Origin of the sequence: Gluconobacter cadivus (genome assembly GCF_015244745.1) — a bacterium.
Classification (GTDB): Bacteria; Pseudomonadota; Alphaproteobacteria; order Acetobacterales; family Acetobacteraceae; genus Gluconobacter; species Gluconobacter cadivus.
The window spans coordinates 81442-105638 of the sequence record NZ_JABCQI010000007.1; the positions used below are offsets into that span (position 1 = coordinate 81442).

Here is a 24197-nt window from a genome sequence, read left to right on the forward strand (position 1 = left end):
TCCGGGAGCGACCAAGAGCTCCCGGACTGCCTCAAAGCTCAGTTAGGGCCTGAGGTCGCGGACGGGTAGTCGATATATCCTTCCGGCCCCTGACTGTACCAAGTCTTCATATTGTCAGGTTCAAGAGCGATGCCGCGCTCGAAACGCTCCGGCAGATCGGGGTTCGAGATGAACTTCCGGCCAAAGGCAATCGCATCGGCGTGTCCTTCTGCCAGTGCTTCCTGTGCCATCTTGAACGTATAGTCCTGATTCAGAACCAGCGGCCGGGTAAAGACCTTGCGGATCTGAGGGGACAGTTTGGGCTGGTCCGTCTTGCCGAAAGTTCCGTTCGGACCGGGTTCGCGCAGTTCGAGCCAGGCCACGCCCAGATCCTGAAGCAGTTTGGCAGCCGGGACAAAGACCGTTTCCGGCGCACTGTCGATGCAACCCTGTGTATCACCATTTGGGGACAGGCGGACGCCTGTGCGTTCCGCACCGATCGCGCCAATCACGCGCTCGGTCACTTCACGCAGGAAGCGGATACGGTTTTCCGGCGAACCGCCATATTCGTCAGTGCGGAGATTCGTCCCATCCCGCAGAAATTCATCGATAAGATATCCATTGGCCGCGTGGATCTGCACACCGTCAAAACCCGCACGGATGACGTTACGCGCCGCGTTCTCGTAATCGTTCAGAATACGGCTGATGTCAGCGGCGTCGATTGCACGCGCCTGTTCGTAAGGCTTTTTGCCTTCATAGGTATGAACTTCGTTTGGAGCTGTGGTCGCGGACGACGAAACAGGCTGAGTGCCCGTGACGGAAGAATGGACCATCCGTCCCATGTGCCAAAGCTGGCAGACAATCTTGCCGCCCTTGGCGTGAACCGCGGCCACAACCGGCTTCCAGGCTTCCACCTGCTCATCCGACCAGATGCCGGGAGCAAACGGCCACCCCAGACCTTCGCGGGAAATGCCTGTGGCTTCACTGATAATCAATCCGGCGCTGCTGCGCTGGGCGTAATATTCCGCCATGATCGGAGTCGGAACGGCATTCCTGTCGGCGCGCGCGCGCGTCAGAGGGGACATCAGAATCCTGTTCTTCGCGTGAATGGGACCGAAATCAATCGAATCGAACAGCGTTGGCATCCTGCTTCTCCTTCAATGGACTGATCACCATATTGTTCGATAAAACTCGAACAAAGCAAGTGTTGCGATAAAACTTCAGGAAAGGGATAAGACCTTTATGGCTGCCTACGACCATCCTGACTCCGCGACATTCGAACTGATTCCGGTGCTGCGTGCGCTGGCTGATCCCGCGCGTCTGGAGATCGTGCGACATCTGGGGCGCGTTGGGGAAGCCAACTGCGCCACTCTGATTGGAACGCGGCCCAAATCCAGCATGTCGCACCATTTTCAGGTCCTGCGTGAGAGCGGCGTCCTGAGAACCCGGATCGAGGGCGTTCAGCACCGTAATTCCCTACGGCTCGAGGAACTCGACGCCCGGTTTCCCGGGCTTATGGCGGCCATTCTGAACGCCGCCTGAGGCGTCTTTAGTTCGTACGCCAGATTTCTTCGTGAATGCAGGTGGCGAAGATCAGCCATGCAAAAAACGGAGCCTGCATTGAAGCTGCTTTGCAGTCCACCTTGTGCGCTGCACAGATCGAGGCTCCGGACGTCATGATCAGGCCGACACAAATGGCCAGACCCGTTCCAAGCTGCCGTTTGCGGAACACGAAGAACGGAAAGCCTGCCACCCCTGCAACGCACAGGGCCCAGAGGATCAGCGCCGCCGTCCGGCAACAGGATTTTTCAGCACGCAGAAGCCGATACCCCGACCAAGCCAGAAGCCCGTCCAGAATCGTCCACACGATGCCGTAAACCGGACCGGGCGGATTGAAATGCGGCTTGTTCAGCCGGTCGTACCACCGGCGCGTGGACGGATCATCCGCCGGGCTGATTTCACGCGAGGCGTACTGCACTCCAAAAACCGTACCGACGGCCAAGGCCGCATCAATCAGACGTCCCATTATCCGAGATCCTTCACAAAACCTGCCGCCTTAACGCGGAAACACGGCGGCAGGTTCAGACCGATCAGGGTGCAGATGGTGCGGGGGTTCCAAAATCCAGTTCGGCAGCGATTTTTCCGGCCTCCGGGTTCCACAACAGCACCCGGTCACTTCCGGCACCGCTGAGTGTCACCGCCATCAGACCGTCAGGACGCGCCGTAACGGCCGTAATATGCTCGCCCGCACCAAGCGGAAGAGCCAGGCGCGAGAAGCCTCCCTCAGCCAGCGGCACAGTTGCCGTAACGCTCGGACGCGGATGCAGGAAGCGGTAGGCAATCACGCCGATCAATCCGAAAACGGCCGCGATAATCAGCACGCCCATCAAAATTACAGCGGCCAGAAGCGCTTTTGGTGTCTGCGACTCGCTGTTCGCCATTTCCTCGGCTACACCCTGTGTCATGTCTGATCCTGCTTCCCCATTCCGTCTTGTTGTCGATGCGTCCACGGCTGGCCAGAGGGCCGACCGCGCGCTGGCGGACGCCATCGGCACGGTTTCACGCTCCCGGGTCAAGGCCCTGATTGAAGGCGGCAGCTTTTCCGTCAACGGAAAGACGGTCTGCGAACCGGCGGAAACGCTGCGTGACGGCATGGAACTGCTGCTAACATTCCCCGAGCCCCTCCCTGCCCGTCCGATCGCTGAGCAGATCCCGCTGAACATCCTGTATGAGGACGACGACCTGATCGTGCTCGACAAACAGGCCGGGCTTGTCACCCATCCCGCTCCCGGAAACGAGACGGGCACACTGGTCAACGCCCTGCTCGGCCATTGTGGAGAAGGTTTCGAAGGAATCGGAGGGGAGAAGCGCCCCGGTATCGTGCATCGTCTGGACAAGGACACGTCCGGCCTGATGGTCGTGGCCAAGACGGCCATGGTTCATAATGCCCTGTCCGAAGCCTTCGCCGCCCGCGACATCGACCGGGCCTATCTGGCCCTCGCTTGGGGGCTCCTGCCGCTGGAAGGCGAATTCGACGGTAATATCGGCCGGGACAAGCGGGATCGTAAACGCATGGCTGTTGTCGGAAGCGGCGGCAAGGTTGCCCTGACACGATTCAAGCTGATCGAACCCTATCAGGCCGCCGTCTCCCTGATCGAATGTCGTCTTGCCACTGGACGCACCCATCAGATCCGTGTTCACCTTTCAAATGCAGGCCACCCCCTGCTCGGCGATCCGGTCTACCTGCGGCGGATTCCCGCAGCGGCGCGTGGTCTGCCGCAGGATGCGAAGGAAGCGGCCCTCGATTTTCCCCGTCAGGCGCTTCACGCAACCCGACTCGGATTTATCCATCCGCGGACGAAAAAGCAGCTTTCGTTCGAAACCACCCCTCCAGAAGATTTCCAGACCTTGAAAAAGAGACTGATCGGCTAAACCTTAAAAGGCCATTGACTTTTTTGGCTGAGCCTGTCATAAAAAGCTCATCCGACGAGCTGACGCGCCGCCGGAACGGATCGTACCACCAGAGGTCGCCCAGTCCGGGGGCTGACGGTCGGGGACGTGAAAGTCCTTCCCAATGCGTCACCTGGGTCAGACGGAACTATCCCGTCGCCGGTCCGTATGAGTCTCCATCTCATCCGGATGCGGGTTAAGCCCCGGGCGAAAGGAGTCGAAGACCATGGCATCCCCAGCCGTCATTTCAGTGGGTCCAGAGAACAACCTCACCCGCTATCTTCAGGAAATCCGCAAGTTCCCTCTGCTGACCCCGCAGGAAGAGCTCGATCTCTCCCGCCAGTGGCGCAAGAACGAGGATACAAGCGCGGCACACCGTCTCGTCACGTCCCATCTGCGCCTCGTGGCCAAAATCGCCATGGGTTATCGTGGCTATGGTCTGCCGGTGAACGAACTCATCAGTGAGGGCAATATCGGCATGATGCAGGCCGTGCGCCGGTTCGACCCGGAGCGTGGTTTCCGCCTTGCCACCTACGCCATGTGGTGGATCCGCGCCGCCATGCAGGAATACATCCTGCATAGCTGGTCTCTGGTGAAAATCGGTACAACAGCCTCGCAGAAAAAGCTGTTCTTCAACCTGCGTCGTCTGAAAGGACAGATGCAGGCGATTGACGACGGCGATCTGAAGCCAGAGCAGGTCAACTCCATCGCGACCACTCTGGGTGTGCCGGAACAGGACGTCATGTCCATGAACCAGCGTCTGGCCGCGCCGGATCACAGTCTGAACGCACCGCTCCGCATTGATGGCGAAGGCGAATGGCAGGACTGGCTCGTGGACGACCACGACAATCAGGAGCAGACCTATGCTGCTTCTGAAGAGTTCACGGGCCGCAAGGCGCTTCTGGATCAGGCCATGATGACGCTGAACGAGCGTGAGCGTCACATCCTGAGTGAGCGGCGCCTGAAGGAAGAGCCCTCCACTCTGGAAGATCTCTCCCATCATTATAACGTCTCACGCGAGCGTATCCGTCAGATCGAAGCGCGTGCCATGGAGAAGCTCCAGAAAGCCATGGCCGCGGAAGTGGAACTGCGCCGCCGCGAAAACGGCCTTCAGGCCTGAAGAGACACATCACGAAAAAAGCCCGTTGGGATATTCCGACGGGCTTTTTTTATGACAGGCTGACTTCTGAATAAAAAAGCCAGGAAGGTTGCCCTCCCCGGCTTTTGTTCAGGTGAGCCCCAGATCGTGGCCCGCGGAACGAAGAACCTCGATCCCCGGCAAAATTTTACCTTCCAGCCATTCGAGGAAAGCCCCGCCAGCCGTGGAAACATAGGTCATCTTGTCCACGACACCGGCATGACGAAGAGCCGAGACCGTATCGCCGCCGCCAGCGATTGTCTTGAGCTTGCCCTCTTCCGTCAGCTGCGCGGCATATTGCGCGACATCGACGGTCGCCTTGTCGAAAGGCGCGATCTCGAAAGCCCCCAGCGGACCGTTCCAGACCAGCGTTTTAAGCGTGTCCAGACGCTCGCGGATCAGTTCAACCGTACGCGGACCAGCATCGAGAATCATGGCATCGTCCGGGACTTCGCCAATCAGGCAGGTCTCGGTCGGGACATTGGCCTTGAACTCGCGCGCCACGACCGCATCGACGGGCAGGATGATCTCGCAGCCCTTTTCCTGCGCGAGATGGGCGATTTTCCGCGCCGTCTCGTGCATGTCGGCTTCCTGCAGGGACTTGCCCACATTCATGCCTTCAGCCGCGAGGAACGTGTTGGCCATCGCCCCTGTGATGAACAGCGTGTCCACCTTCTCGATGACATTCCCGATCAGATCGAGCTTCGTCGAGATCTTGGAACCACCGATGATCGCACCGACCGGGCGCTCCGGGTTCTCCAGAGCCGCCGACAGCGCGCTCAGTTCCGCCTGCATCAGACGTCCAGCAAAAGACGGCAGATCCCGCGCCACGCCTTCGGTCGAGGCATGGGCACGATGCGCGGCAGAGAACGCGTCATTGACGAAGATGTCGCCATTCTGTGCCAGAGCCTTGGCGAAGGCCGGGTCATTGGCCTCTTCACCCGCATGAAAGCGCGTGTTTTCGAGAACGATGATGTCCCCGTCCGCCATCCCGCCGACTGCGGCTTCCACGGTCGGACCGACGCATTCGGCGACAAAGCCGACCGGCTGGCCGAGGATCTGGCCGAGCTTCAGCGCGATCGGGCGCAGCGACAGAGCCGGGACGACCTGTCCCTTCGGACGGTCGAAATGGCTGAACACCACGACGCGCGCGCCTTTGTCGGCCAGTTCGCGGATCGTGGGCGCAACCCGTTGCAGACGGGTGTCATCGGTAATGACGCCATCATGCATCGGGACGTTGAGGTCGGCGCGGACCAGCACGCGCTTGCCGCGTGCGTCCACACCATCAAGGGTGCGGAAGGCCATCACTCAGAGACTCCCGAACAGGGCTGCCGTATCGGCCATGCGGTTGGAGAAGCCCCACTCGTTGTCGTACCAGGAGCAGACGCGCACCAGCTTGCCACCATCGACCAGGACCGTCTGCGTCGCATCGAAGATCGACGATGCCTTGTCATGGTTGAAGTCCGAGCTGACGAGCGGCGCTGTGTTGTATTCGAGGATACCCTTCAGGGAGCCTTCGAGCGAAGCGGCACGAATGGCTTCGTTGACGGCTTCGGCGGACGCCGGAGCGCGCGTCGGGACGAAATCCAGCGAGACGACCGAGACATTCGGCGTCGGAACGCGGATGGAAGTTCCGTCCAGCTTGCCCTTCAGATGCGGCAGAACCAGACCAACGGCCTTGGCAGCACCCGTGGAGGTCGGGATCATGTTCAGGGCTGCGGCGCGGGCGCGGCGCGGGTCCTTGTGCAGGGTATCCACCGTGCGCTGGTCGCCCGTGTAGGAATGGATCGTGACCATGTAGCCACATTCAATTCCAAAGGCCTTGTCCAGAACCGATGCCACGGGGGCGAGGCAGTTCGTGGTGCAGGACGCGTTGGAGATGATCTTCATGTCGGGCGTCAGAACGTCGTTGTTCACGCCGAACACGATCGTCGCATCGACGTCCGTAGCCGGAGCGGAAATGACGACGCGCTTTGCACCGGCTTCAAGCAGGGCAGCGGCCTTTTCGCGGGACGTGAACAGACCCGTACATTCCATCGCCACGTCAACGCCTTGGAACGGAACCTGTGCAGGGTTACGCTCAGCCGAGACCGTGATCGGACCGTAGGTGCGGCCATTCGCTTCGATGATCAGGCTGTTGCCCTCGGCGCGGACCGTACCTGGAAGGCGGCCATGCGTGCTGTCATACGCCAGCAGATGCGCGTTGGCCTCGACGGAACCCAGATCGTTGATGGCGACAACCTCGACATCCGTACGACCGCTCTCGATGATGCCACGCAGCACCAGCCGTCCGATCCGTCCGAAACCGTTGATCGCGATTTTTACAGCCATGACCTGCCCTACTCCGTTTTTTAAAAACTCGGGCATCCTCCATAGCACCGCCACAGCAGAGCGACAGGGGGCATCAACAGTTTTTCATGAAGTTGACTCTATAATCTTGCTCAAACCCTCCGTTCCTGCGACGGTTCCGCGCGATATGGCACCATTCGTCCGACATTTCCGTTCGCAGCGGGGCTTTGTTCCGCACTCCGCCCTCCTGATGGGAGGGCTGCTTCTGGCCGCGCCCCTGCTGTCAGGGTGTAAGCTGCTGGACCAGCGCACGTTCAATCCGAACGCGGGCAAACCTCCACACCCCTATATTCCGCCCGCACCTCCGGCTCCCCCACCGCATGCTCCGTTCCTGTCGATTCCAGACGGCACGCCGGAATCCGAATACGGCCCCATTGTCGAACGGGCCGCGAAAACTGCCCTGTCACGCAAGGCAAATGTCCTGTTCATCGTACAGGCTTTCGCTCCACCCCAACCCAATCCGGACGCACAGGCACAGGCTCTGACGGACGTGACCGATCATCTGGCAGCGGGTGTGGCAGCTCATATTGAAAAAGCCGGTGCCCAGTCCATCCAGATCGAAATGCACGCCATGACTGATCCGTCGGCCACAAAACCGTTCGTCCGTGTGGATGTTCGCTGAAGGCCATAAACGACAGAACACACCACGAATTGCCGAAATGCAGTGTCTCAGCGCCGTACTTTTTCAGGTTCGGCGCCAAGGATAATTATTTCGCGGACACATCGCGTGTGGTCTGATTGATCACAACGAAACGCACGACAGCCTGACAGGTCAGAGTAGCCGCGTCAGCAGCAGCCCCAGCATCAGGCCGATCGCAAGCAGGATCAACCCATTCCGCAGACGAGTTCCGATCGGTGCTCGTTCCGGCGCAATATTCAGCGCCACGCTGTCTCGAAGTGCGGCCATTTCTTCCTGTTGCGCGCGGGCTTCTTCCTGCTCCTGCCAGATCCGGCCACTCATACGCCGGATATAGTGCCCAGCATCGGCAGGTGTCGTGGCAGCATGATCCACAACACGCTCGGCGAGCGTCCGGTTGGCCGTATGTCCCACACCCAGAACGCGATGCGCCGGACAGACCGCCAGTGCTTCCATCACCTGTGGGCTTTCAAACACCACGAAATCCGAAGCATCTCCGCCGCCGCGGATCAGAACAACGATCTCTTCACGACAGGTGCCAATCGCTTCCGCCAGACGGCCGGGATCGTTCATGGCCGTGGGCAGGCTTCTGACACGTTCCGGACGCCACGCGCCGCCAAGCGCCTGAAGAAAGTCTTCCGCTACCAGTGCACTTGAGGCCGCTGAATGGATCAGCAGGAGACGCGCCTCGGGCCGTGTTGGATAAGGATGCGAGATGCAGGGCAGTCCGCGCAGAACGTCGAGTACGGAGCGTTCGGCACGCTCGACCTTTTGCCGCGCAGGATCGTGAAGTTCAACGGCCACCGCCTCGAAACGCAGCACAATCTGCCCCCGATATTGGCGCGCCCGCAGCATGCCCGTCACATGGACATAATCACCGGGCCCGATACCCGCTCGCGCCAGAACGGATTTCTGCACCTCCAGCGACAGGGCAGTCCCGAACTGCGGATCGGTCAGCGGAAGCTGGTAATATTTAGGATAGGAATTGGGCGCGGCATCGCCAAGTTGCCCCGCCACAATCAGCGGAAAGCCCCAGTCGTCGAAAGCCGCACAGATTTCTTCCAGCCGCGCAGAGAACAGGTCCTGCACCTGTAGCGGCGAGAGAACCGTCAATGTTGTGATGTCTCCTGCCCCGGAAGATGAGCGGGAGCGTCTCGGAAAAGCGTCCATTCATCACCATATGGAGAAAGAACAAATGTTCTTACAGGGGGCTTGCGTCCTCTCACGCGATTTTTTGCCTGTTTTTCAGAAGGTTGTGGATCAGTGAGCCGTTTTGACCCCGAAGATCTCTTCGAACGCCTCGCCCGATCCCGTTTCCGCTCACGCTTTCATCTGGACGATCAGGCCCGACTCTATCTGGAAAGCCGGGGCCTTGATGCGGTCATGGAGCATGGGGCAACGTTCATCGCCGAACGCCTCGCTCCGGCACATCCACCGCGCGACGGAAAACAAACCCCCATGCGCGGTCATCCGGTCTTCATCGCCCAGCATGCGACGGGGGCCTGTTGCCGCAGTTGTCTGTCGAAATGGCACGGCATGGGGCCGGGCAAGCCCCTGACATCAGAACAGCAGAAGCAGATCCTGCGCGTGCTCCGATGCTGGATCGAGCGGGATTTTGGGGCGAGCATCCCCGGAAGCCCGGCACAGGGAGCGTTATTCTAGAAGTCCCAGCCCATGGCTCATAATGTGACTTTACTCCAAGTTAAGAAACTTCCCGATAAATATTTCGTCTTTAGTGAAGATGGAAAATTCTGAATTATCCACACAAAAATTATCAATACGATTTTCAGGACCAGCCCAATGAAAATAACGTCTCTTTCCAGTATGATGCTGTCCTCTGTCCTTTTATTTCCGGCAATCGGACAGGCCTGCTCAAGCCTGGCGATTACGGATAACAAAGGCCATGTTTTTCATGGACGCACATTGGAGCTTCCTGAAGATCTGCCGTCATGGGTGACTTTCTATCCAGCACAAACGGCCTTCCAGAAAAAAGCGCCGAACGGCAGTGCCGGAGCGCATTACAAGTCTCTCTATCCCATTCTGGCGATTACCACGCCCGTCTATGATGATGGTGACGACCACAACATGCTTGAGGGTATGAATGGGGCGGGCCTGTCTTTCAGCGCCAATATGGTGCCGGACGCCACCCTCACTCCACTTGCGGAATCAGACTATCTAGAGTCCGTCCCCGTAACATCGCTTGGGGAATGGGCACTGGCTAATTTCGCCACCGTGGATGAAGTCCGGAAAGCCGTTGACAATGGGCATTTCTGGTCTCCTGTTCTAGCCAGACTGGGCGGTGTGAAATCGCCTTTTCATTTTGCGTTTTACGATAAAAACGGCGGAAGCATCGTCGTTGAGACACTCAATGGAAAATTTCATGTCTATGACAACCCGACAAAGGTCATGACAAACGGGCCGGATTTTCCGTGGCATCTTCAGAACCTGAATAATTATACGCAGTTGACCAATCAGGACAGATCTGCGGCCACTTTGGGAGGCATCAAGGTCGTCCAGCCGGATAGCGGGATTGCGGCCTCGGATCTGCCATCCTCAGACACGTCTGTCGGGCGTTTCATTCGCGGCGTTTACTACACCAGCTATGCACCCGTGGCCCAGTCATCGGGGGATGCGGTCAATATTCTGGCGCATATCATGAACCGGTTCGATCGCATGAAAAACATTACCACTGATACGCTTGGCGGCGAGACACAGAAGGAATCCGGCAAAACGGTCTCTGAATACACCGTCTGGACAGCCCTCTCCGACCTGAGCGACGGGGTGATGTTCGTCCGGGGATATAAGGATATCAGTTACCGGAAATTCTCATTCCAGACGTTTCACGACACCCCAAAACCGGTCTTTGAAAAAATCAACAACCGGGATCTGGCTGTGCCTTATTGAGGCATCAGTCCGGCTGGCGCCGTGGAACGAACCGTTCTGCGGCGAAGATCAGCAGGAGCGCGCCTGCCCCGAGAATAATCTGTGAGCGCGTTTCGGGCTGAATCAGCATGGCAACCAGCGTGCAGGCAATCAGTACCAGCGCTGCATAGGCCCTCCACGCAGACTCCCGCACCAGTTTCAGACGTCCAGCCACGATCATGGTGTTGTTGAACACCATGAACCCGCCCGTCAGACTGACGAGCAGCCCGAAGATCAGCGTTGGCGACAACACGGCCACGGCCGCGACGAAAATGGAGGCCAGCGCACTCACCAGAATGGCCCGACGGGGGAGTTTCGTGGAGGTATCCACCGTCAGGAACAGCTTGGGCGCAGACCCGGATTCTGCCAGTTCGTACAAAATACGCGATGTCACGTAGATCCCGGAATTGAGGCTGGACAGCGCCGCCGTCATCACCACAAGCGCAAGGGCCACGTCCGCGAATGGCACGTGCAGGCGGTGCAGCACCAGCAGGAACGGCGAATAACCTGACACCACATCGCTCCACGGCACCAGACAGAGGACCAGCGCGATCGAGACGATATAGAACCCGCCGATCCGCAGCGCGATGGAGCGCGTGGCGCGGACGATATTCTGCTCCGTATTGTCGGATTCAACGGCTGCGACGGTGGAAATCTCGCTGCCGCCCATGGAGAACAGGATGGTCGGAATGACTGCCAGCAGTGCCAGCCAGCCATGCGGCAAAAGACCGCCATGCGCGAACAGGTTTTCATGCACCGGAATAGGGCGACTCAGCAGCGCCCAAACACCGATCCCGATGAAACAGACAATCGCCAGAACCTTGATGGCCGAGAACCAGTATTCGAATTCCCCGTACCCTTTGACGGACATGAGGTTCACGCCTGTCATCAGGGCCATGATAAGCACCTCGATAACGGCATAAGGCAGCGGAATATAGGGAGCGAGCATTGTCGCGACCGCGATGACTTCCACGGCAATCGCAATGATCCATGTCAGCCAGTACGCCCAGCCCGCGACAAAGGCTGCACGCTCCCCAAGCGCATACTGGATCTGCCCCAAAAATGAGGCCCGTCCAGGTACTTTCAGCGCCAGATCGCGCATCATCAGATTGACCAGAAACACCAGCGTTCCGGCCAGCGCATAAGAGAGCAGGACCGCAGGTCCACCCAGCGAGAGTGCCGCGGACGCCCCGATGAAATATCCTGCACCGATCACCCCCCCGAGGGCGATCATGACGACATGGCGCGTACGCAGACTGTGGGCAAGCTGGTCGGGCTGGCTCATGGACAAAAGACTTCCTGCTGTGGACGGGATGGGCGTTTCAGACCGGAAGGTCCCTGTTGTCCGCCAGGGTTTCCATGGTCATGTATGACGTGATGGCATCGAGTTCCACCTTGCTGATGATCTGCTGATACACACGGTCGAAATCGTTCATGTCGCAGGCCACCACCTTCAAAAGGTAATCGTATTCGCCCGCGATCCGATAAAAATCAACTATGTTCGGGATCGAACCGACAACCTTGCGGAATGTCTCGAACCATTCGCGTGAGTGGTGGCGCGTTCGCATCAACACGAACACCGTCAGCGTCAAGCCCAGCGCAGTCGCATTGAGACGGACCGTATCATGAGCGATCACCCCATCCTCGCGCAGGGCGTTCAGCCGCCGCCAGCAGGCATTCTGCGACAGCCCGACCTTCTCAGCGAGTTCACGTTGCGAGGGCGTACCCTGTTTCTGGAGGATTCTCAGGATCGCCCTGTCTGTTTGATCGATTCTTCTGGCCATAACGCATCATATGACCACAAAAAGGATTTTTTATCCTCAAAAAAGAAGCGGTTTTCGCGCGTTCGGTCGGTCTATCGTTCGTTTATCACGCAGGGGAAAACATCGCGCTATGGAAACGATCGGCAATCTCGACAACAGCACCGCCATTCTTGAACAGTTCGAGCAGACATTGCGCAGCAACGGGCTGGCAGCGCTCGCCAAGGGCGTGATCGGCGATGGTGCGAAGTTCTCGACGCCGTTCGGCACGCAATCACTGCTCTACGCCGATTATGTTGCCTCCGGACGTGCGCTGAAGCAGATCGAGACGTTCATCATGGACGAGATCCTGCCCTTCTATGCCAACAGCCACACCGAAGCCTCCTTCTGCGGCGCCTACATGACGCGGCTGCGCAACAGCGCCCGCGCGACCATCTCGCAGCTCTGCCACGCTCCCTCCTCCGATTTTACAACCATTTTTATGGGGAATGGCGCGACGGCAGGGCTAAACCGTCTGGTGCATCTGCTGGAGATTCCGGCTCTGTGTGATGCAGGAAAGCGGCCGATCGTCTTTATCGGCCCTTACGAGCACCATTCCAATATCCTGCCCTGGCGCGAGAGCGGGGCGGAGATCGTCGAAATTCCTGAGGCAGCCGAAGGCGGGCCCGACCTGTCTATTCTGGAAGAGGCCTTGAAATCCTGCCCGGCGGACCGCCTGAAAATCGGCTCGTTCTCGGCCGCCTCCAACGTCACGGGCATTCTGACGGATGTGAACGCCGTCACCGCCCTGCTCAAGAAAAATGGTGCCCTGTCGATCTGGGATTATGCCGGAGCCGGACCGTACTGCCCGATCGACATGCAGCCCGGAACGCCATTCGAGAAAGATGCAGTTGTCGTTTCCTGCCACAAATTTATCGGTGGCCCTGCGGCTTCGGGCATTCTGATTGTGCGCAACGCCGCAGTCTCGCGCACATTGCCCGTTCTTCCGGGCGGAGGCACCGTGCGGTTCGTCTCGCCGTGGAACCACGACTATTCCGCCAATCTTGCGTCCCGCGAGGAAAGCGGCACGCCGAACGTGATCGGGGACATCCGTGCCGCGCTGGCCTTCATCGTCAAGGATGTCATCGGAGACGCCTATATGGCGCAGCGTAATGCGGAACTACGCGCCCGGGCCGTAAAAGCCTGGAGCAGCAATTCCGCCATTGAAATTCTGGGCCACCCGACCGCTGCTGCGCTTCCGATCTTTTCATTCCGGATCCGCGATGTGAAGAACAATGTGTTCATCCATCAACAGCTTTTCACGCGCATGCTGTCGGACCGTTACGGCATTCAGGTGCGTGGCGGCTGTGCGTGCGCGGGGCCGTACGCGCATCGTCTGCTGGGGATCGACGAGACTGAGTCCGGTCAGATCCGTGGCGCCATCCTGTCCGGTCAGGAAATCGAAAAGCCGGGCTGGACACGTCTGAATTTCAGCGTGCTGATGGATGACGCCAAGGTTGAACGTATTCTGGAGGCCGTCAACGAACTCGCCAGCAATCCCTGCGAAACCGCCGCACAGTATGACTGTGACATCACCACGGCACGTTTCCGGCCGAAGGCGGCGGCCTGACGGTCAGAAAAGATAGGCGATCTTCATGTAATAGGCGTTCGTTTCCGGCACGTTCCGTCCTTCGACCGAATGGGAATAACGAGGCGTGAACGACAGGCGTTTGGTGATGTAAAACATTGCACCGACGCCCAGCGCCGTTTCGCGGCTGCTTGAATTGGCGACCCAGAGATTGGATGTGTTGTCGTGCATGCCGCCGCTGTTCTGCCAGTCGAGCGAAAAGAACGGCTCAAAACGTGATGTGGCTTTCCAGCTGAAACGCAGGTTCGTGTAGAACACGTTGCCGGGCGAATAGCTATGCTCGCCGTTACGGTGTTTGGTCGAACTCACGACGCTGCCCAGATCGCCATCGAAGCTGAAATGCTTCCATTCGTAGTCGAAAATGATGCTCGACAGGTTCGCCCAGTAATGCATCGCCATGGAATCCCGCGTCCCTGACGGGGTTTCCATAAAGGTCTGGATGCCGAGCGTACTGTGTTTATTGGGCTTGAACCATGCTGCGGGGCCAACGATCGTCGTCCCCAGACCGCCCCAGTTCTGCCCGTTGGCCAGCGTATAGGCCTCGGACTGGATGAGCTCGAACGCAAAGCTGACATGCGGGATCGCGTCGAAGCTACGGAAATGTACGTATTTCGTCATGCCGCTCCAGGTATGGCTGCCGCCATGCGCCCGGCGCTGGCCGCCGCTGTCATAGACTGAACCGGCAGCATTCCCGTCGCCATACTGTACGACGACGTTGAATGGCTTGAAATCCACCGGCAGGTCGTATTCGTGCGGGCCGATGATGGCCAGGGGAATATCCGCGCCATGAGCGGCAAAACCCGGAACAAGAGCAACAGCAGGCAACCAGGCGGTCAGGGCACCAAGACGCACTCCGAGCGTGAATTTGCGACGCATGACGTGAATTTCCATAGAGATTGAGCGGGAGTGTGGAGCGTGTCCTCAGGGGGACACGCTCCGTCCGTAAGCGGAGGCTCAGTGCGCGGCGGCGCTCTGGTCTCCATTCAGGCTATAGGCGATGATATAATCACCGCTGCGGGTGCCAAGGCCCCCATGACCACCTGCGGCGATCACAACATACTGCTTCCCATCAATTTGATAGGACATCGGTGTTGCCTGTCCACCAGCAGGCAGACGGTCCTGCCAGATGACCTTGCCGTTCGACATGTCGAAACCTCGCAGGTAATCGTCGGCCGTCGCTCCCATGAAGGACACGCCGCCCTTGGTCAGGACGCTGCCGCCGATGTTGTACATGCCGGTCGGAAGCGGAAGGTTGTTATGCGTCCGGAAAGGACCCGTGTCGCGCGTGGTGCCGACGGGATGCTGCCAGACGATTTTCTTCGTCACCAGATCGATGGCGGTGATCGTACCCCAGACCGGTCCCTTGCAGGGGATCTGAAGCGGGTTCAGCCACGGGCTGGTATAAGCGATGTAGGGCGTGCCGTAGTCGGGAGAAACGCTCAGCGCATCGCCCTTGGCTTCCGGTTTGTCGCCCTGACCATTCCACTTCGGCAGAATACCAGCGTTTTCGGCCTTCTGACGCTTTTCCAGACGGATCCGGAACGGCAGGTAGCTCGCATTGGCGATCAGCAGTTTACGCTGCGGATCGATTGAGGCGCCCTGCCAGTCCACCACACCATAGAATGCCGGATAGACGATCGTCGTCTTGCCGACATGCGGCGGCGTGAACTGACCTTCGTAAGCGGACTGACGGAACTGGATGCGGCAGATCATCTGATCCAGCAGCGTCGCGCCCCACATGTCGCTTTCCTTCAGATCAGGCGGCGTCAGGGACGGCAGACCGACAGCGAAAGGCTGCGTCGGCGTCACGTGATCGTCCGGTGCGACACCTGCGGTCGGAACCGGACGTTCCTCGACCGGATAGCCCGGAACCGGCTTGCCGGTGCGGCGGTCCAGAACGAAGAACTCACCGCGCTTCGTGCTCTGGATCAGAGCCGGAATATTTTCACCATTCGGACCGGGCAGATCGACCATGGACGGTCCGATGGCCAGATCCATGTCCCACAGATCGTGATGCACGGTCTGGAAGGTCCAGCGGCGTTCACCCGTCTCGATATCGAGGGCGATCGTGGCACTGGACGTCGCATCGTCGAACGGACGGCGCGAGCCACCCCAGTTGTCCGGCGGCGAGTTGCCCATCGGCAGATACAGAAGGCCCAGTTCCGGATCGGCTGTGTAAACGCCCCATGCGTTCGGGGTGTCCCGGGTCAGCTCGTCGTTCGGGCCGGGCTTCCAGTTTTCCGGATTATGGCCGGCATCCCAGGCCCATTCGATCTCACCGTTGATCGGGTTGAACGCACGGATTGCACCGGAGGGCTCGAAATTCGCCTGATTGTCGAAAATCCAACCACCCAGAACAACGCGATCTTTCACCACCAGCGGCGGAGACGTCACGAAGTGGAAGCCATGCGGAACATGACCGAGATACTGGCGCAGGGAAATGAAGCCGTGCTCGCCGAAATCTTCGCAGGGCTTGCCGGTTTCAGCATCAACCGCCAGTAGGCGGACGTCACCGACCGGGGAGAAAATGCGCTTCTGGCAGGCCTTGGAGCCGTCAGGAGCCGTATAGTCGTCCGGCGCCTTGTAGTAAGACACGCCACGGCAGGCCAGATAGACGTTCGCAGCCAGATCCTCGGCAGCAGGCTTGGGATCGAACTTCCACTTCACCTTGCCGGTCTTGGCATCGAGCGCCATGACCCAGTTATGCGGCGTGCAGAGATAGAGCGTGTCATCGACCTTGATCGGGGTGACTTCAAGGTTGAACTCGTGGCCCTGATCGGGGCCTGCAACAACGCCTTCATCGGCCTTCTGAACGTCACCCGTACGGGTCACCCAGGCGCGCTTGAGGTTGCTGACATTCGCAGGCGTGATCTGGGCCAGCGGGCTGTAGCGGTCTCCACCCACCGTACGGCCATAGGCCGGCCAGTCGGCGTCGGGCGTGTCCTTGGCCGTCAGGTCGGACTGGTTGGTCGCGGCCATACGGTCAGCGGGGAGCGTGCCGTTGATGGAGTAGGACGTGAAGCAGCTTGCGATAATCGCAATCATCGCGATCACGGCAGAACCGAGAAGCTCGCGCTTGTCCGAAACCCAGGTCTGACCGGTCCGCCACACCCATGGCAGCAGCATCCAGGCCGCGATCCCCACGAGCGTGAAGAGACGGACTTCCAGACCCCAGATGTCGAACCCGACTTCGAAGACAGACCAGATGGTCGCCACCAGCAGCAGTGCAGCGTACAGACGCGCGCCCAGCAGCGGATTGCGGAAGCTGACACCCGCGGCGGCAAGCATCACAAGACCCATCAGGGCATAGAACCACGAACCACCGAGAACGAGGAGATATCCTCCCCCTCCCAGCAGGAAAAGCCCGACAACTGCGAGCAGGATAGAGGTTAATGGAGACATTACCCTCTGGAGTGAAGCAGACATGACACCTCGTTCTTGCGAAAAACGAAAACCATTCTCTCTGAAATGATTTGTCTTTCCTGATCATCGGCGGAACGCGTTACCGTTAGCGCTCCGTCATGGCTGTGACGGACGGGACAGCTCTGTTCGTACGTCAGGAGCGGCAATGACCGGCGCTTGCAAAAGCTCCGGCTTTCATGCCTGTGTCCCTTCCGACCCACAGCACTGAACCGGAAAAGAAAGGAGTATTGCGTTACCGATGGCCTGCGAAGAAACACACCCGATACGCAACGCTTCGCCTTTTCCAGAACCCGTCATTCCTGAATGTCTTCGCCGCAGGCTATCCCGTATGGTTCCACCCTCACCCGATTGTGACTGTCTGCGCCGCACCTGTCGCAGAACTGCGACAGGTTTTCGACACCGGGTGCCTTATCCCGCCGCACGGGGGGCACAATGACCGCTGCCGCTGCCCGGACATGCCTGTCGGATTCCTGGGCGAGATGCTCCACGAACTACAATCTGGATCCGTCCGAACGCTGGGAAACGCAGGTGCTCAGCCAGCCCGAACTGCGCTTTGTCAGCGGCCGTACGCAGCGCCTGATCCAGAGCGCCCTGCCGGAAATGCAGCGCCTGCATACGCTCGTGGATCCACTGGATTTTACGGTCATGCTGGCCGACCCCACCGGCGTCGTCCTCTCCCGGCACACGCAGCGCAGCAATCTGAGCGGCTGCCGACGGTGGCGTTTTCAGGCGGGTGCGGTCTGGGATGAAGCCAATGCCGGGACCAACGCGATCGGCACCTGTCTGCGCGAGGAACGCCCGGTCATGGTCGTTCACGACCAGCACTGGCGTCTGTGTTTCCGTAAGCTGACCGGCATGGCCGTGCCGGTTTATAACTCCATCGGGGATCTCGCCGGGGCCATCGACATCAGTTCTTTCGTGGCCGAGAACGTGCTGCCTGCCGCGCCGCTTCTGATGGATGCGCTCCAGACAACGGCCCGGCGCGTCGAAGAGAAACTGTTTCACGACCGTTTCCGGGAGGACATGATCCTGACGCTTGGGCCGTCGACATCGTCTTCGGCCATGCTGGTTGCGCTGGATCGGGACGGGCATATCCGTGGCGCCACCCATGCCAGCCGCCAGCATATGAACTGGCCGAAAGGCGAATTATCGGGCCTTCCGGCGCTCCTGCCTCTGCTCGACAGTCAGGAAGAGCCAAATTTCCGGCGGGCAGAGGCGCAGGTGATCCGCTCCGCCCTTGGGACAGTCCGTGGAAATGTGAGCGCGGCCGCACGTCTTTTAGGCGTGAGCCGCGCCACACTGCACCGCAAAATCAAGGCGCTTGGTCTGGATCACTAGGACCGGACAAAGCCTTTGCGTAGTCGTCGGGTCGGAACCCGACCAGCAGCACATCCGGCCCCTCCAGCACAGGACGCCGGATCATGGCGCGATGTTCCAGCATGAGCGCCAGCGCCCGGTCCGTATCCAGAGCCTCCCGAAGCTCGGGCGGCAGTTTGCGAAACGTCGTTCCCGAGCGGTTCAGGAGCTTTTCCCAACCCAGTTTCGCAACCCAGCCTTCCAGCCGCGCCTGCGGAACTCCGTCTTTGCGATAGTCATGGAAAGTGAACGCAACACCGTGCTCGGCCAGCCATGAGCGGGCCTTGCGCATCGTATCGCAGTTGGGGATTCCGTAGATCGTGACGGACATGAAATCTGTCTCCGGTCTCAGGCGACGAGGCCGCCATCCACCAGAATGGATGCGCCCGTAATGTAGGACGCATCGGGACTGGCGAGGAAGGACACCGTGCGGGCAATGTCGTTAACCTTGCCGTAGGATTCCGTGGCCGTGAAGCTGCGGATGACAGCGGCACCCTGACCGTCTTCGGGGTTGAGATCGGTTGCGATCGGGCCGGGCTCGACGACATTCGCCGTAATGCCCTGCGGCCCGAGATCCCGCGCCACGCCTTTTGCAAACCCGATCAGACCGGCCTTCGTCGCGGCATAGAGTGAAATACCCTGAAAAGGTGCGCGCTCGCCAAAAGCCGAGCCGATATAGATCAGGCGACCACCCGTCGTCATGTATTTGAGGGCTTCAACCGTCTCGATCATCGCCGCACGCAGGTTGAGGTTCAGAACATCTTCGATCTGCGTCACGCTCATCTGGGCGATCGGGCCATAGGGATAGATGCCTGCATTGCACACCAGCGTGTCCAGACGCCCGAACGCCTCATGCGTCTTCGTAATCGCTGCGATGTTGCCGTCCGCGCTGCCACCATCAGCCTGTACCGCAACGGCACGACGCCCGAGTGCTTCGACTTCGCCAACGACTTTCTGCGCGGCCTTTTCATTGCGGGCGTAAGTAATGGCGATATCAAAACCATCCTGCGCCAGCTTCAGCGCAATGGCCGCACCGATGCCGCGTGATCCACCTGTCACGAGCGCTACTCTCTGGGTCATGATCCTGTTCCTTCTGGCTGCATGGACGAAAGATCCGTCCTTGATCTGGCAGATCATGAGCCATTTTCGAGCCGGACCCAACCTCCTCCGGAACATTGTGAAGACAGATCCCGACCACAGGCCTAAAACACAGCTCATGTCAGCACAGCCCCAACCCACAGCGCCTCGCCGGAAATGGACCGATATTATCGCGGGGCTCTCGCTGGCGTCGGTGAATATTCCGCAGGTGCTGGGCTATACGCGCATTGCGGCCATGCCCGCGGTTACAGGACTTTATACGGTTCTGCTGCCGCTTGTGGCATTTGCAGCCTTTGGGTCCTCCCGACATCTGGTTGTCGCAGCCGATTCCGCAACGGCGGCCATTTTCTCAAGCGCGATTGGCAAGATGGCGCCGCAGGGCAGCCCGCATTACATGGCGCTCGTCAGCATGACAGCGCTGCTCTGTGCAGCCCTCCTGCTTGTGGCGCGGGTCTTCCGTCTGGGATTTCTGGCAGATTTCCTATCCCGTACCGTTCTCACCGGGTTTCTGGCCGGTGTGGGCGTGCAGGTCTGCATCGCGATGCTACACGACATGCTCGGCGTGTCCGTCAGCGCGCATAACCCGCTGCTTCAGGCGTATGGCACGCTTCGGCAGATCCCGCAGGCCAGCCTTGTTGTCGCCGGACTTTCCGCTTTTACGGTCGGGGTTCTCATGACCGGACAGCGCCTCGCCTCGCATCTGCCAACCGGGCTCTGTGTCGTTATCGGCAGCATCGCGCTGAGCATGGGGCTAAACCTTCCGCATCACGGCGTTCCCACACTCGGCCATGTTACGGGCGGGTTGCCGCATTTCGACCTGCCGGATGTCTCATGGAACGAACTCCTCGGCCTCCTGCCCGTGGCGGCGTCCTGCGTGTTCGTCATCATCGCGCAGAGTGCCGCCACGTCCCGGGTCTTCGGAGAGCGGTTTCATGAAACCGTCGATGAAAACCGCGACCTTCTGGGGCTGTCCGCCGCAAATATCGCTGCCGGTCTGAGCGGTACCTTCACCGTCAATGGCAGCCCCACCCAGACCGCGATGGCGGTGCGTTCCGGCGCACGCAGTCAGGTCGCGCAGGTAACGTTCGCCTGTATGACGCTCATGGTGCTGCTGTTTCTGACACGCCCGCTGGAGGCCCTGCCCCGCTGCGTTCTGGCCGGGATTGTTTTTACCGTCGCCATCGAGATGATCGACCTGAAAAGCCTGCGCGCAATCCGGCAGGAAAGCCCGGGGGAATTCTGGCTGGCCATGACGACCGCCGCCGTTGTCGTGGGGGTTGGTGTTGAGGAAGGCATTTTCCTCGCCATCGCGCTCTCGCTGTTTCGCCATGTCCGGCACAGCTACGAGCCGCATACGGTAGTCCTGCAACAGGCCGCAGGCACAGGCATTCTGGAAGCCCTGCCTGCGAAGAACGGGTTGGAAACGCTTCCGGGCCTCATCGTCTTCCGATTCTGCGCGGATCTGTTCTACGCCAATTCGACGCGCTTTCGGCAGGACCTTTTGGCTCTGGTGGACCACGCGCCACACCCGGTCCGCTGTGTTGTCCTCGATGCCAGCCCCGTCACGGACATCGACTATTCCGCCGCCGCCGACCTGCGGGATCTGATCGCGCAACTCCAGGAGCGCGGAATTACACTGATTTTCGGACGAGTGAGCGTCTATCTGCGCTCAGACATGGACCGGCATCACATCACATCCGCCCTCGGAGCAGGGAATATCTACCCTGAACTACATACGGCGCTGAAAGCCGCCCACGATATTCTGGACGGCCCGGCGCCGTCCGTCAGGCCTTCCTGACGAACTCGGATTTCAGGTTCATCGCCCCGATCCCGGCAATCTTGCACGCGATATCATGCCCGTCTCCGCCGTCCGACAGGCGGATGTTCTTCACCTTGGTCCCGCCTTTGACGACCATGGACGAGCCCTTGATCTTCAGATCCTTGATGACCGTAACCGTATCGCCATCCGCCAGAACATTGCCGTTGGCGTCCCGGATCTCGCCGGACGCCGCGTCATTTTCCGCTCCCGTCTCGGCCGGGTTCCACTCATGCGCACATTCCGGGCACATCCACAGCGCGCCGTCCGGATAAACATGTTCGCACCCGCAGACCGGGCATTTCAGATTGCTGTCCATGATGACCTTTTTTCGTTTGTGGCCGGACACTACTGCACGCAGTCCGTATTTCAAAACGGGGATCGGCCGTTTTCATAACCTGTTCGTTTGACAGGACGCGCGCTATCAACAACCAGACATATATTGCCACGCTGATGGAAAGACTGTTCCGATGTCCGACGCCACGCCCCAGCCCGTTGCCGCCCCTCTGACGCGCGCCGCCATTTTCCTTGTCCTGAACATCAATCCCGGCACGGATGCGGAAAAGACCATCCGCAGCCTCTGCGCGGATCTTTCCGGCCTGCGCCGCACGGTCGGCTTCCGGGATCTGAACGGGCAGCTTTCCTGCGTTCTCGGGTTCGGATCAACGGCGTGGGACCGGCTCTTTCCCGGCCCGCGTCCACAGGAACTGCATTCGTTTCAGGAAATCAAAGGCGTCCATCACGCTGTTTCCACACCCGGCGACATGCTGTTCCATATCCGCGCCACCCGCATGGACATGTGCTTCGAAATGGCCAAGCTGGTCATGGAGCGCCTGCGCGCCGTCTGCACGGTTGTGGATGAAGTCCACGGTTTCAAATATTTCGACGACCGGGACCTGATCGGTTTCGTGGACGGCACGGAAAACCCTGAAAATGCCGCAGCCTGCGAGGCCGCCATCATCGGCGACGAAGACGCGGCTTTCAAAGGCGGAAGCTACGTCATCACGCAGAAATATTTCCACGATCTCGACGCCTGGAACACCCTACCCGTCGAGATGCAGGAAAAGATCATCGGCCGCAAAAAGCTGTCCAATGTCGAACTCGATGACAAAACAAAACCCGCTTACGCCCATAACGCCCTTAACGTTGTGACGCGCAACGGCAAACAGGTCGATATCCTGCGCGACAACATGCCGTTCGGCGAGGCGGGCAAGGGCGAGTTCGGCACCTATTTCATCGGCTATGCCCGCTCACCGTCCGTCACGGAGGAAATGCTGCACAACATGTTCGTCGGCAAACCGGCAGGAAATTATGACCGTCTGCTGGATTACAGCCGTCCCGTCACAGGCTCGCTGTTCTTTGTTCCCTCTGCCGATTATCTGGACGATATCGATGCCTGATCATGCGAAGAGGCATGGTCACACGCTCGTCCGTAATGATAGACAAACCGGGCCATAAAGCGGAGCGTGGTTGAGCATGTATCACTGGGGCAAGCGGATCGCGCGCTGCGTGATGGGCGTTCTTGGGGTCCTTTTCTGCGCGACGGCCTATTCCGCTGACCTCACCGGCGGCGGATCCAGCTTTGCCGCCCCGCTTTACCGGGGATGGGGCGAAGGTTTTCATCGCCAGACCGGCCTGTCCCTCACCTATCAAAGCGTTGGCTCCGGTGCGGGACAAAAGCTTGTCATGACTTCTGGCGCGGATTTCGGAGCCTCGGATCTTCCTCTCGCGGCCGCCTTGCTAGACTCAAACAGCCTCTATCAGTTCCCGACCGCACTGGGCGCGATTGTGGTGATTATCAATGTCCCCGGCATTGCTTCGAACCAGATGAAACTGGACGGACCAACACTCGCTGCGCTGTTTGACGGCACGATCACAACATGGGCCGATCCACGTCTCCGGGCCCTGAACCCCGGCCTGCGCCTGCCGGATCTGGATGTGCTTCCTATCCACCGCGAGGAAGCCTCGGGCACCAACCATGTTTTCGCGGATTATCTGCATGACATCGCGCCCGACTGGAAAGCCGGAATGTGGGGGGATGGACCGGAAGCGCGGGGCAATGACGGGGTCGCAGCCAGCGTGCGTCAATCCATCGGGGGCATCGGCTTTGTGGAATATGCGTTCGCGCGTCAGAACAGGCTCAATACCGTCCGGCTGAAAAACCATGCAGGGCAGTTCGTTGCGCCGGAAAAAGCGTCTTTCACCAGTGCCGCCACCAGCGCGGACTGGGCGCACGCGGACCATTACGCCGTGAATCTTCTTCAGGCCCCGGCGCCGCAGGCCTGGCCGATCATGAGCGCAACCTTCGTTCTCGTGCCTGCCCATCCGACAGACAGGACGGCAGCCGCCGCCACAAAAACATTTTTCAGATATGGCCTGAAACAGGGCGATGACGTAACGCGGGATCTGGATTACGTACCGCTGCCCACGAGCGTGAAAGACAGGGTCCTGTCCGGCTGGCCCTGAACTCTGCCACGTCATAATAACTTCACTTCACTTCCCTCTCCCCGTCCTGTGAATGGTCCGGACAGTCCATGCCCTCAGGGAAGGGGAGCCGTCTTGCCAGACCGTGTTCCGGGTCATTGCCGATCTCCACACGTCTCCAGCCCTGCGGGAGCACTAGATCCGGTTTTCCCACCGCT

24 protein-coding genes are annotated in these 24197 nt (G+C 59.5%); 11 read left to right on the forward strand and 13 right to left on the reverse strand.

Annotation, left to right across the window (positions count from 1 at the left end):
* Nucleotides 1-38: 38 nt before the first annotated feature.
* Entirely contained in the window at nt 39-1124 is a 1086-nt protein-coding gene (locus HKD28_RS11025; protein WP_194268164.1) for an alkene reductase, read from the reverse strand.
* Nucleotides 1125-1221: 97 nt separating this feature from the next.
* On the opposite strand from HKD28_RS11025, the gene HKD28_RS11030 reads away from it, so the two are divergent.
* Nucleotides 1222-1521, forward strand: coding sequence for an ArsR/SmtB family transcription factor (locus tag HKD28_RS11030; protein WP_099287029.1), 300 nt, complete (start codon nt 1222-1224; stop codon nt 1519-1521).
* 7 nt (nt 1522-1528) lie between these two features.
* Here the strand turns inward: HKD28_RS11030 and HKD28_RS11035 are convergent, their stop codons facing one another.
* Entirely contained in the window at nt 1529-2005 is a 477-nt protein-coding gene (locus tag HKD28_RS11035; RefSeq protein WP_194268165.1) for a TspO/MBR family protein, read from the reverse strand.
* Between the two features lie 64 nt (nt 2006-2069).
* Nucleotides 2070-2444 (reverse strand): hypothetical protein, encoded by a 375-nt coding sequence (locus HKD28_RS11040; RefSeq protein ID WP_194268166.1) that lies wholly within the window; start codon nt 2442-2444, stop codon nt 2070-2072.
* Between HKD28_RS11040 and HKD28_RS11045 the strand changes: the two genes are divergently transcribed.
* Nucleotides 2443-3411, forward strand: coding sequence for an RluA family pseudouridine synthase (locus HKD28_RS11045; protein WP_194268167.1), 969 nt, complete (start codon nt 2443-2445; stop codon nt 3409-3411). The two genes, HKD28_RS11040 and HKD28_RS11045, sit on opposite strands and share 2 nt — an antisense overlap.
* Nucleotides 3412-3655: 244 nt before the next feature.
* Nucleotides 3656-4549: an RNA polymerase sigma factor RpoH gene (gene rpoH / locus HKD28_RS11050; protein WP_194262523.1), complete on the forward strand. Its 894-nt coding sequence runs from the start codon at nt 3656-3658 to the stop codon at nt 4547-4549.
* Between the two features lie 108 nt (nt 4550-4657).
* Here the strand turns inward: rpoH and HKD28_RS11055 are convergent, their stop codons facing one another.
* Together HKD28_RS11055 and gap are read right to left on the reverse strand one after the other, a co-directional pair.
* Complete coding sequence (locus tag HKD28_RS11055) at nt 4658-5872, reverse strand: phosphoglycerate kinase (protein WP_194268168.1); 1215 nt, start codon at nt 5870-5872, stop codon at nt 4658-4660.
* Nucleotides 5873-5875: 3 nt separating this feature from the next.
* Nucleotides 5876-6898, reverse strand: a complete 1023-nt coding sequence (gene gap, locus HKD28_RS11060) for a type I glyceraldehyde-3-phosphate dehydrogenase (RefSeq protein WP_194268169.1) — start codon at nt 6896-6898, stop codon at nt 5876-5878.
* Between the two features lie 106 nt (nt 6899-7004).
* Here gap and HKD28_RS11065 point away from each other — a divergent pair, with 106 nt between their 5' ends.
* Entirely contained in the window at nt 7005-7538 is a 534-nt protein-coding gene (locus HKD28_RS11065) for a hypothetical protein (RefSeq protein WP_235993426.1), read from the forward strand.
* A 150-nt stretch (nt 7539-7688) separates the two neighbouring features.
* On the opposite strand, the gene HKD28_RS11070 is transcribed toward HKD28_RS11065, so the two are convergent.
* Nucleotides 7689-8666, reverse strand: a complete 978-nt coding sequence (locus HKD28_RS11070) for an exodeoxyribonuclease VII large subunit (protein ID WP_235993427.1) — start codon at nt 8664-8666, stop codon at nt 7689-7691.
* A 150-nt stretch (nt 8667-8816) separates the two neighbouring features.
* Between HKD28_RS11070 and HKD28_RS11075 the strand changes: the two genes are divergently transcribed.
* Together HKD28_RS11075 and HKD28_RS11080 are read left to right on the forward strand one after the other, a co-directional pair.
* A complete protein-coding gene (locus tag HKD28_RS11075; protein ID WP_194268171.1) occupies nt 8817-9215 on the forward strand; it encodes a DUF4186 domain-containing protein in 399 nt (132 codons plus the stop codon).
* 138 nt (nt 9216-9353) lie between these two features.
* Nucleotides 9354-10457 carry a linear amide C-N hydrolase gene (locus HKD28_RS11080; protein WP_235993428.1) on the forward strand — a complete coding sequence of 368 codons (1104 nt, stop codon included), beginning with the start codon at nt 9354-9356 and terminating at the stop codon, nt 10455-10457.
* A gap of 4 nt (nt 10458-10461) precedes the next feature.
* Here HKD28_RS11080 and HKD28_RS11085 read toward each other — a convergent pair whose 3' ends face one another.
* Nucleotides 10462-11760, reverse strand: coding sequence for an amino acid permease (locus HKD28_RS11085; protein WP_194268172.1), 1299 nt, complete (start codon nt 11758-11760; stop codon nt 10462-10464).
* A gap of 37 nt (nt 11761-11797) precedes the next feature.
* Nucleotides 11798-12259, reverse strand: coding sequence for an Lrp/AsnC family transcriptional regulator (locus tag HKD28_RS11090; RefSeq protein WP_194268173.1), 462 nt, complete (start codon nt 12257-12259; stop codon nt 11798-11800).
* Between the two features lie 109 nt (nt 12260-12368).
* Between HKD28_RS11090 and HKD28_RS11095 the strand changes: the two genes are divergently transcribed.
* Nucleotides 12369-13844 carry an aminotransferase class V-fold PLP-dependent enzyme gene (locus HKD28_RS11095; protein WP_194268174.1) on the forward strand — a complete coding sequence of 492 codons (1476 nt, stop codon included), beginning with the start codon at nt 12369-12371 and terminating at the stop codon, nt 13842-13844.
* 3 nt (nt 13845-13847) lie between these two features.
* On the opposite strand, the gene HKD28_RS11100 is transcribed toward HKD28_RS11095, so the two are convergent.
* Together HKD28_RS11100 and HKD28_RS11105 are read right to left on the reverse strand one after the other, a co-directional pair.
* Nucleotides 13848-14738 carry a transporter gene (locus HKD28_RS11100; protein WP_194262516.1) on the reverse strand — a complete coding sequence of 297 codons (891 nt, stop codon included), beginning with the start codon at nt 14736-14738 and terminating at the stop codon, nt 13848-13850.
* Nucleotides 14739-14816: 78 nt separating this feature from the next.
* Nucleotides 14817-17288 (reverse strand): membrane-bound PQQ-dependent dehydrogenase, glucose/quinate/shikimate family, encoded by a 2472-nt coding sequence (locus tag HKD28_RS11105; protein WP_194268175.1) that lies wholly within the window; start codon nt 17286-17288, stop codon nt 14817-14819.
* Nucleotides 17289-17717: 429 nt separating this feature from the next.
* On the opposite strand from HKD28_RS11105, the gene HKD28_RS11110 reads away from it, so the two are divergent.
* Complete coding sequence (locus HKD28_RS11110; protein ID WP_194268176.1) at nt 17718-18623, forward strand: helix-turn-helix domain-containing protein; 906 nt, start codon at nt 17718-17720, stop codon at nt 18621-18623.
* Here HKD28_RS11110 and HKD28_RS11115 read toward each other — a convergent pair.
* The gene (locus tag HKD28_RS11115; protein WP_194268177.1) at nt 18598-18972 is read right to left on the reverse strand and encodes an ArsC family reductase; all 375 of its coding nucleotides are present in this window, start codon (nt 18970-18972) and stop codon (nt 18598-18600) included. The two genes, HKD28_RS11110 and HKD28_RS11115, sit on opposite strands and share 26 nt — an antisense overlap.
* 17 nt (nt 18973-18989) lie before the next feature.
* Nucleotides 18990-19721 (reverse strand): SDR family NAD(P)-dependent oxidoreductase, encoded by a 732-nt coding sequence (locus HKD28_RS11120; RefSeq protein ID WP_194268178.1) that lies wholly within the window; start codon nt 19719-19721, stop codon nt 18990-18992.
* A gap of 136 nt (nt 19722-19857) precedes the next feature.
* On the opposite strand from HKD28_RS11120, the gene HKD28_RS11125 reads away from it, so the two are divergent.
* Nucleotides 19858-21537 (forward strand): SulP family inorganic anion transporter, encoded by a 1680-nt coding sequence (locus tag HKD28_RS11125; protein ID WP_194268179.1) that lies wholly within the window; start codon nt 19858-19860, stop codon nt 21535-21537.
* On the opposite strand, the gene HKD28_RS11130 is transcribed toward HKD28_RS11125, so the two are convergent.
* The gene (locus tag HKD28_RS11130; RefSeq protein ID WP_194268180.1) at nt 21524-21874 is read right to left on the reverse strand and encodes a zinc ribbon domain-containing protein YjdM; all 351 of its coding nucleotides are present in this window, start codon (nt 21872-21874) and stop codon (nt 21524-21526) included. The genes HKD28_RS11125 and HKD28_RS11130 overlap by 14 nt on opposite strands.
* A 151-nt stretch (nt 21875-22025) precedes the next feature.
* On the opposite strand from HKD28_RS11130, the gene HKD28_RS11135 reads away from it, so the two are divergent.
* Together HKD28_RS11135 and pstS are read left to right on the forward strand one after the other, a co-directional pair.
* Complete coding sequence (locus HKD28_RS11135) at nt 22026-22955, forward strand: Dyp-type peroxidase (RefSeq protein ID WP_194268181.1); 930 nt, start codon at nt 22026-22028, stop codon at nt 22953-22955.
* A gap of 76 nt (nt 22956-23031) precedes the next feature.
* A complete protein-coding gene (pstS, locus tag HKD28_RS11140; RefSeq protein ID WP_194268279.1) occupies nt 23032-24021 on the forward strand; it encodes a phosphate ABC transporter substrate-binding protein PstS in 990 nt (329 codons plus the stop codon).
* The last annotated feature ends 176 nt before the right edge of the window (nt 24022-24197 follow it).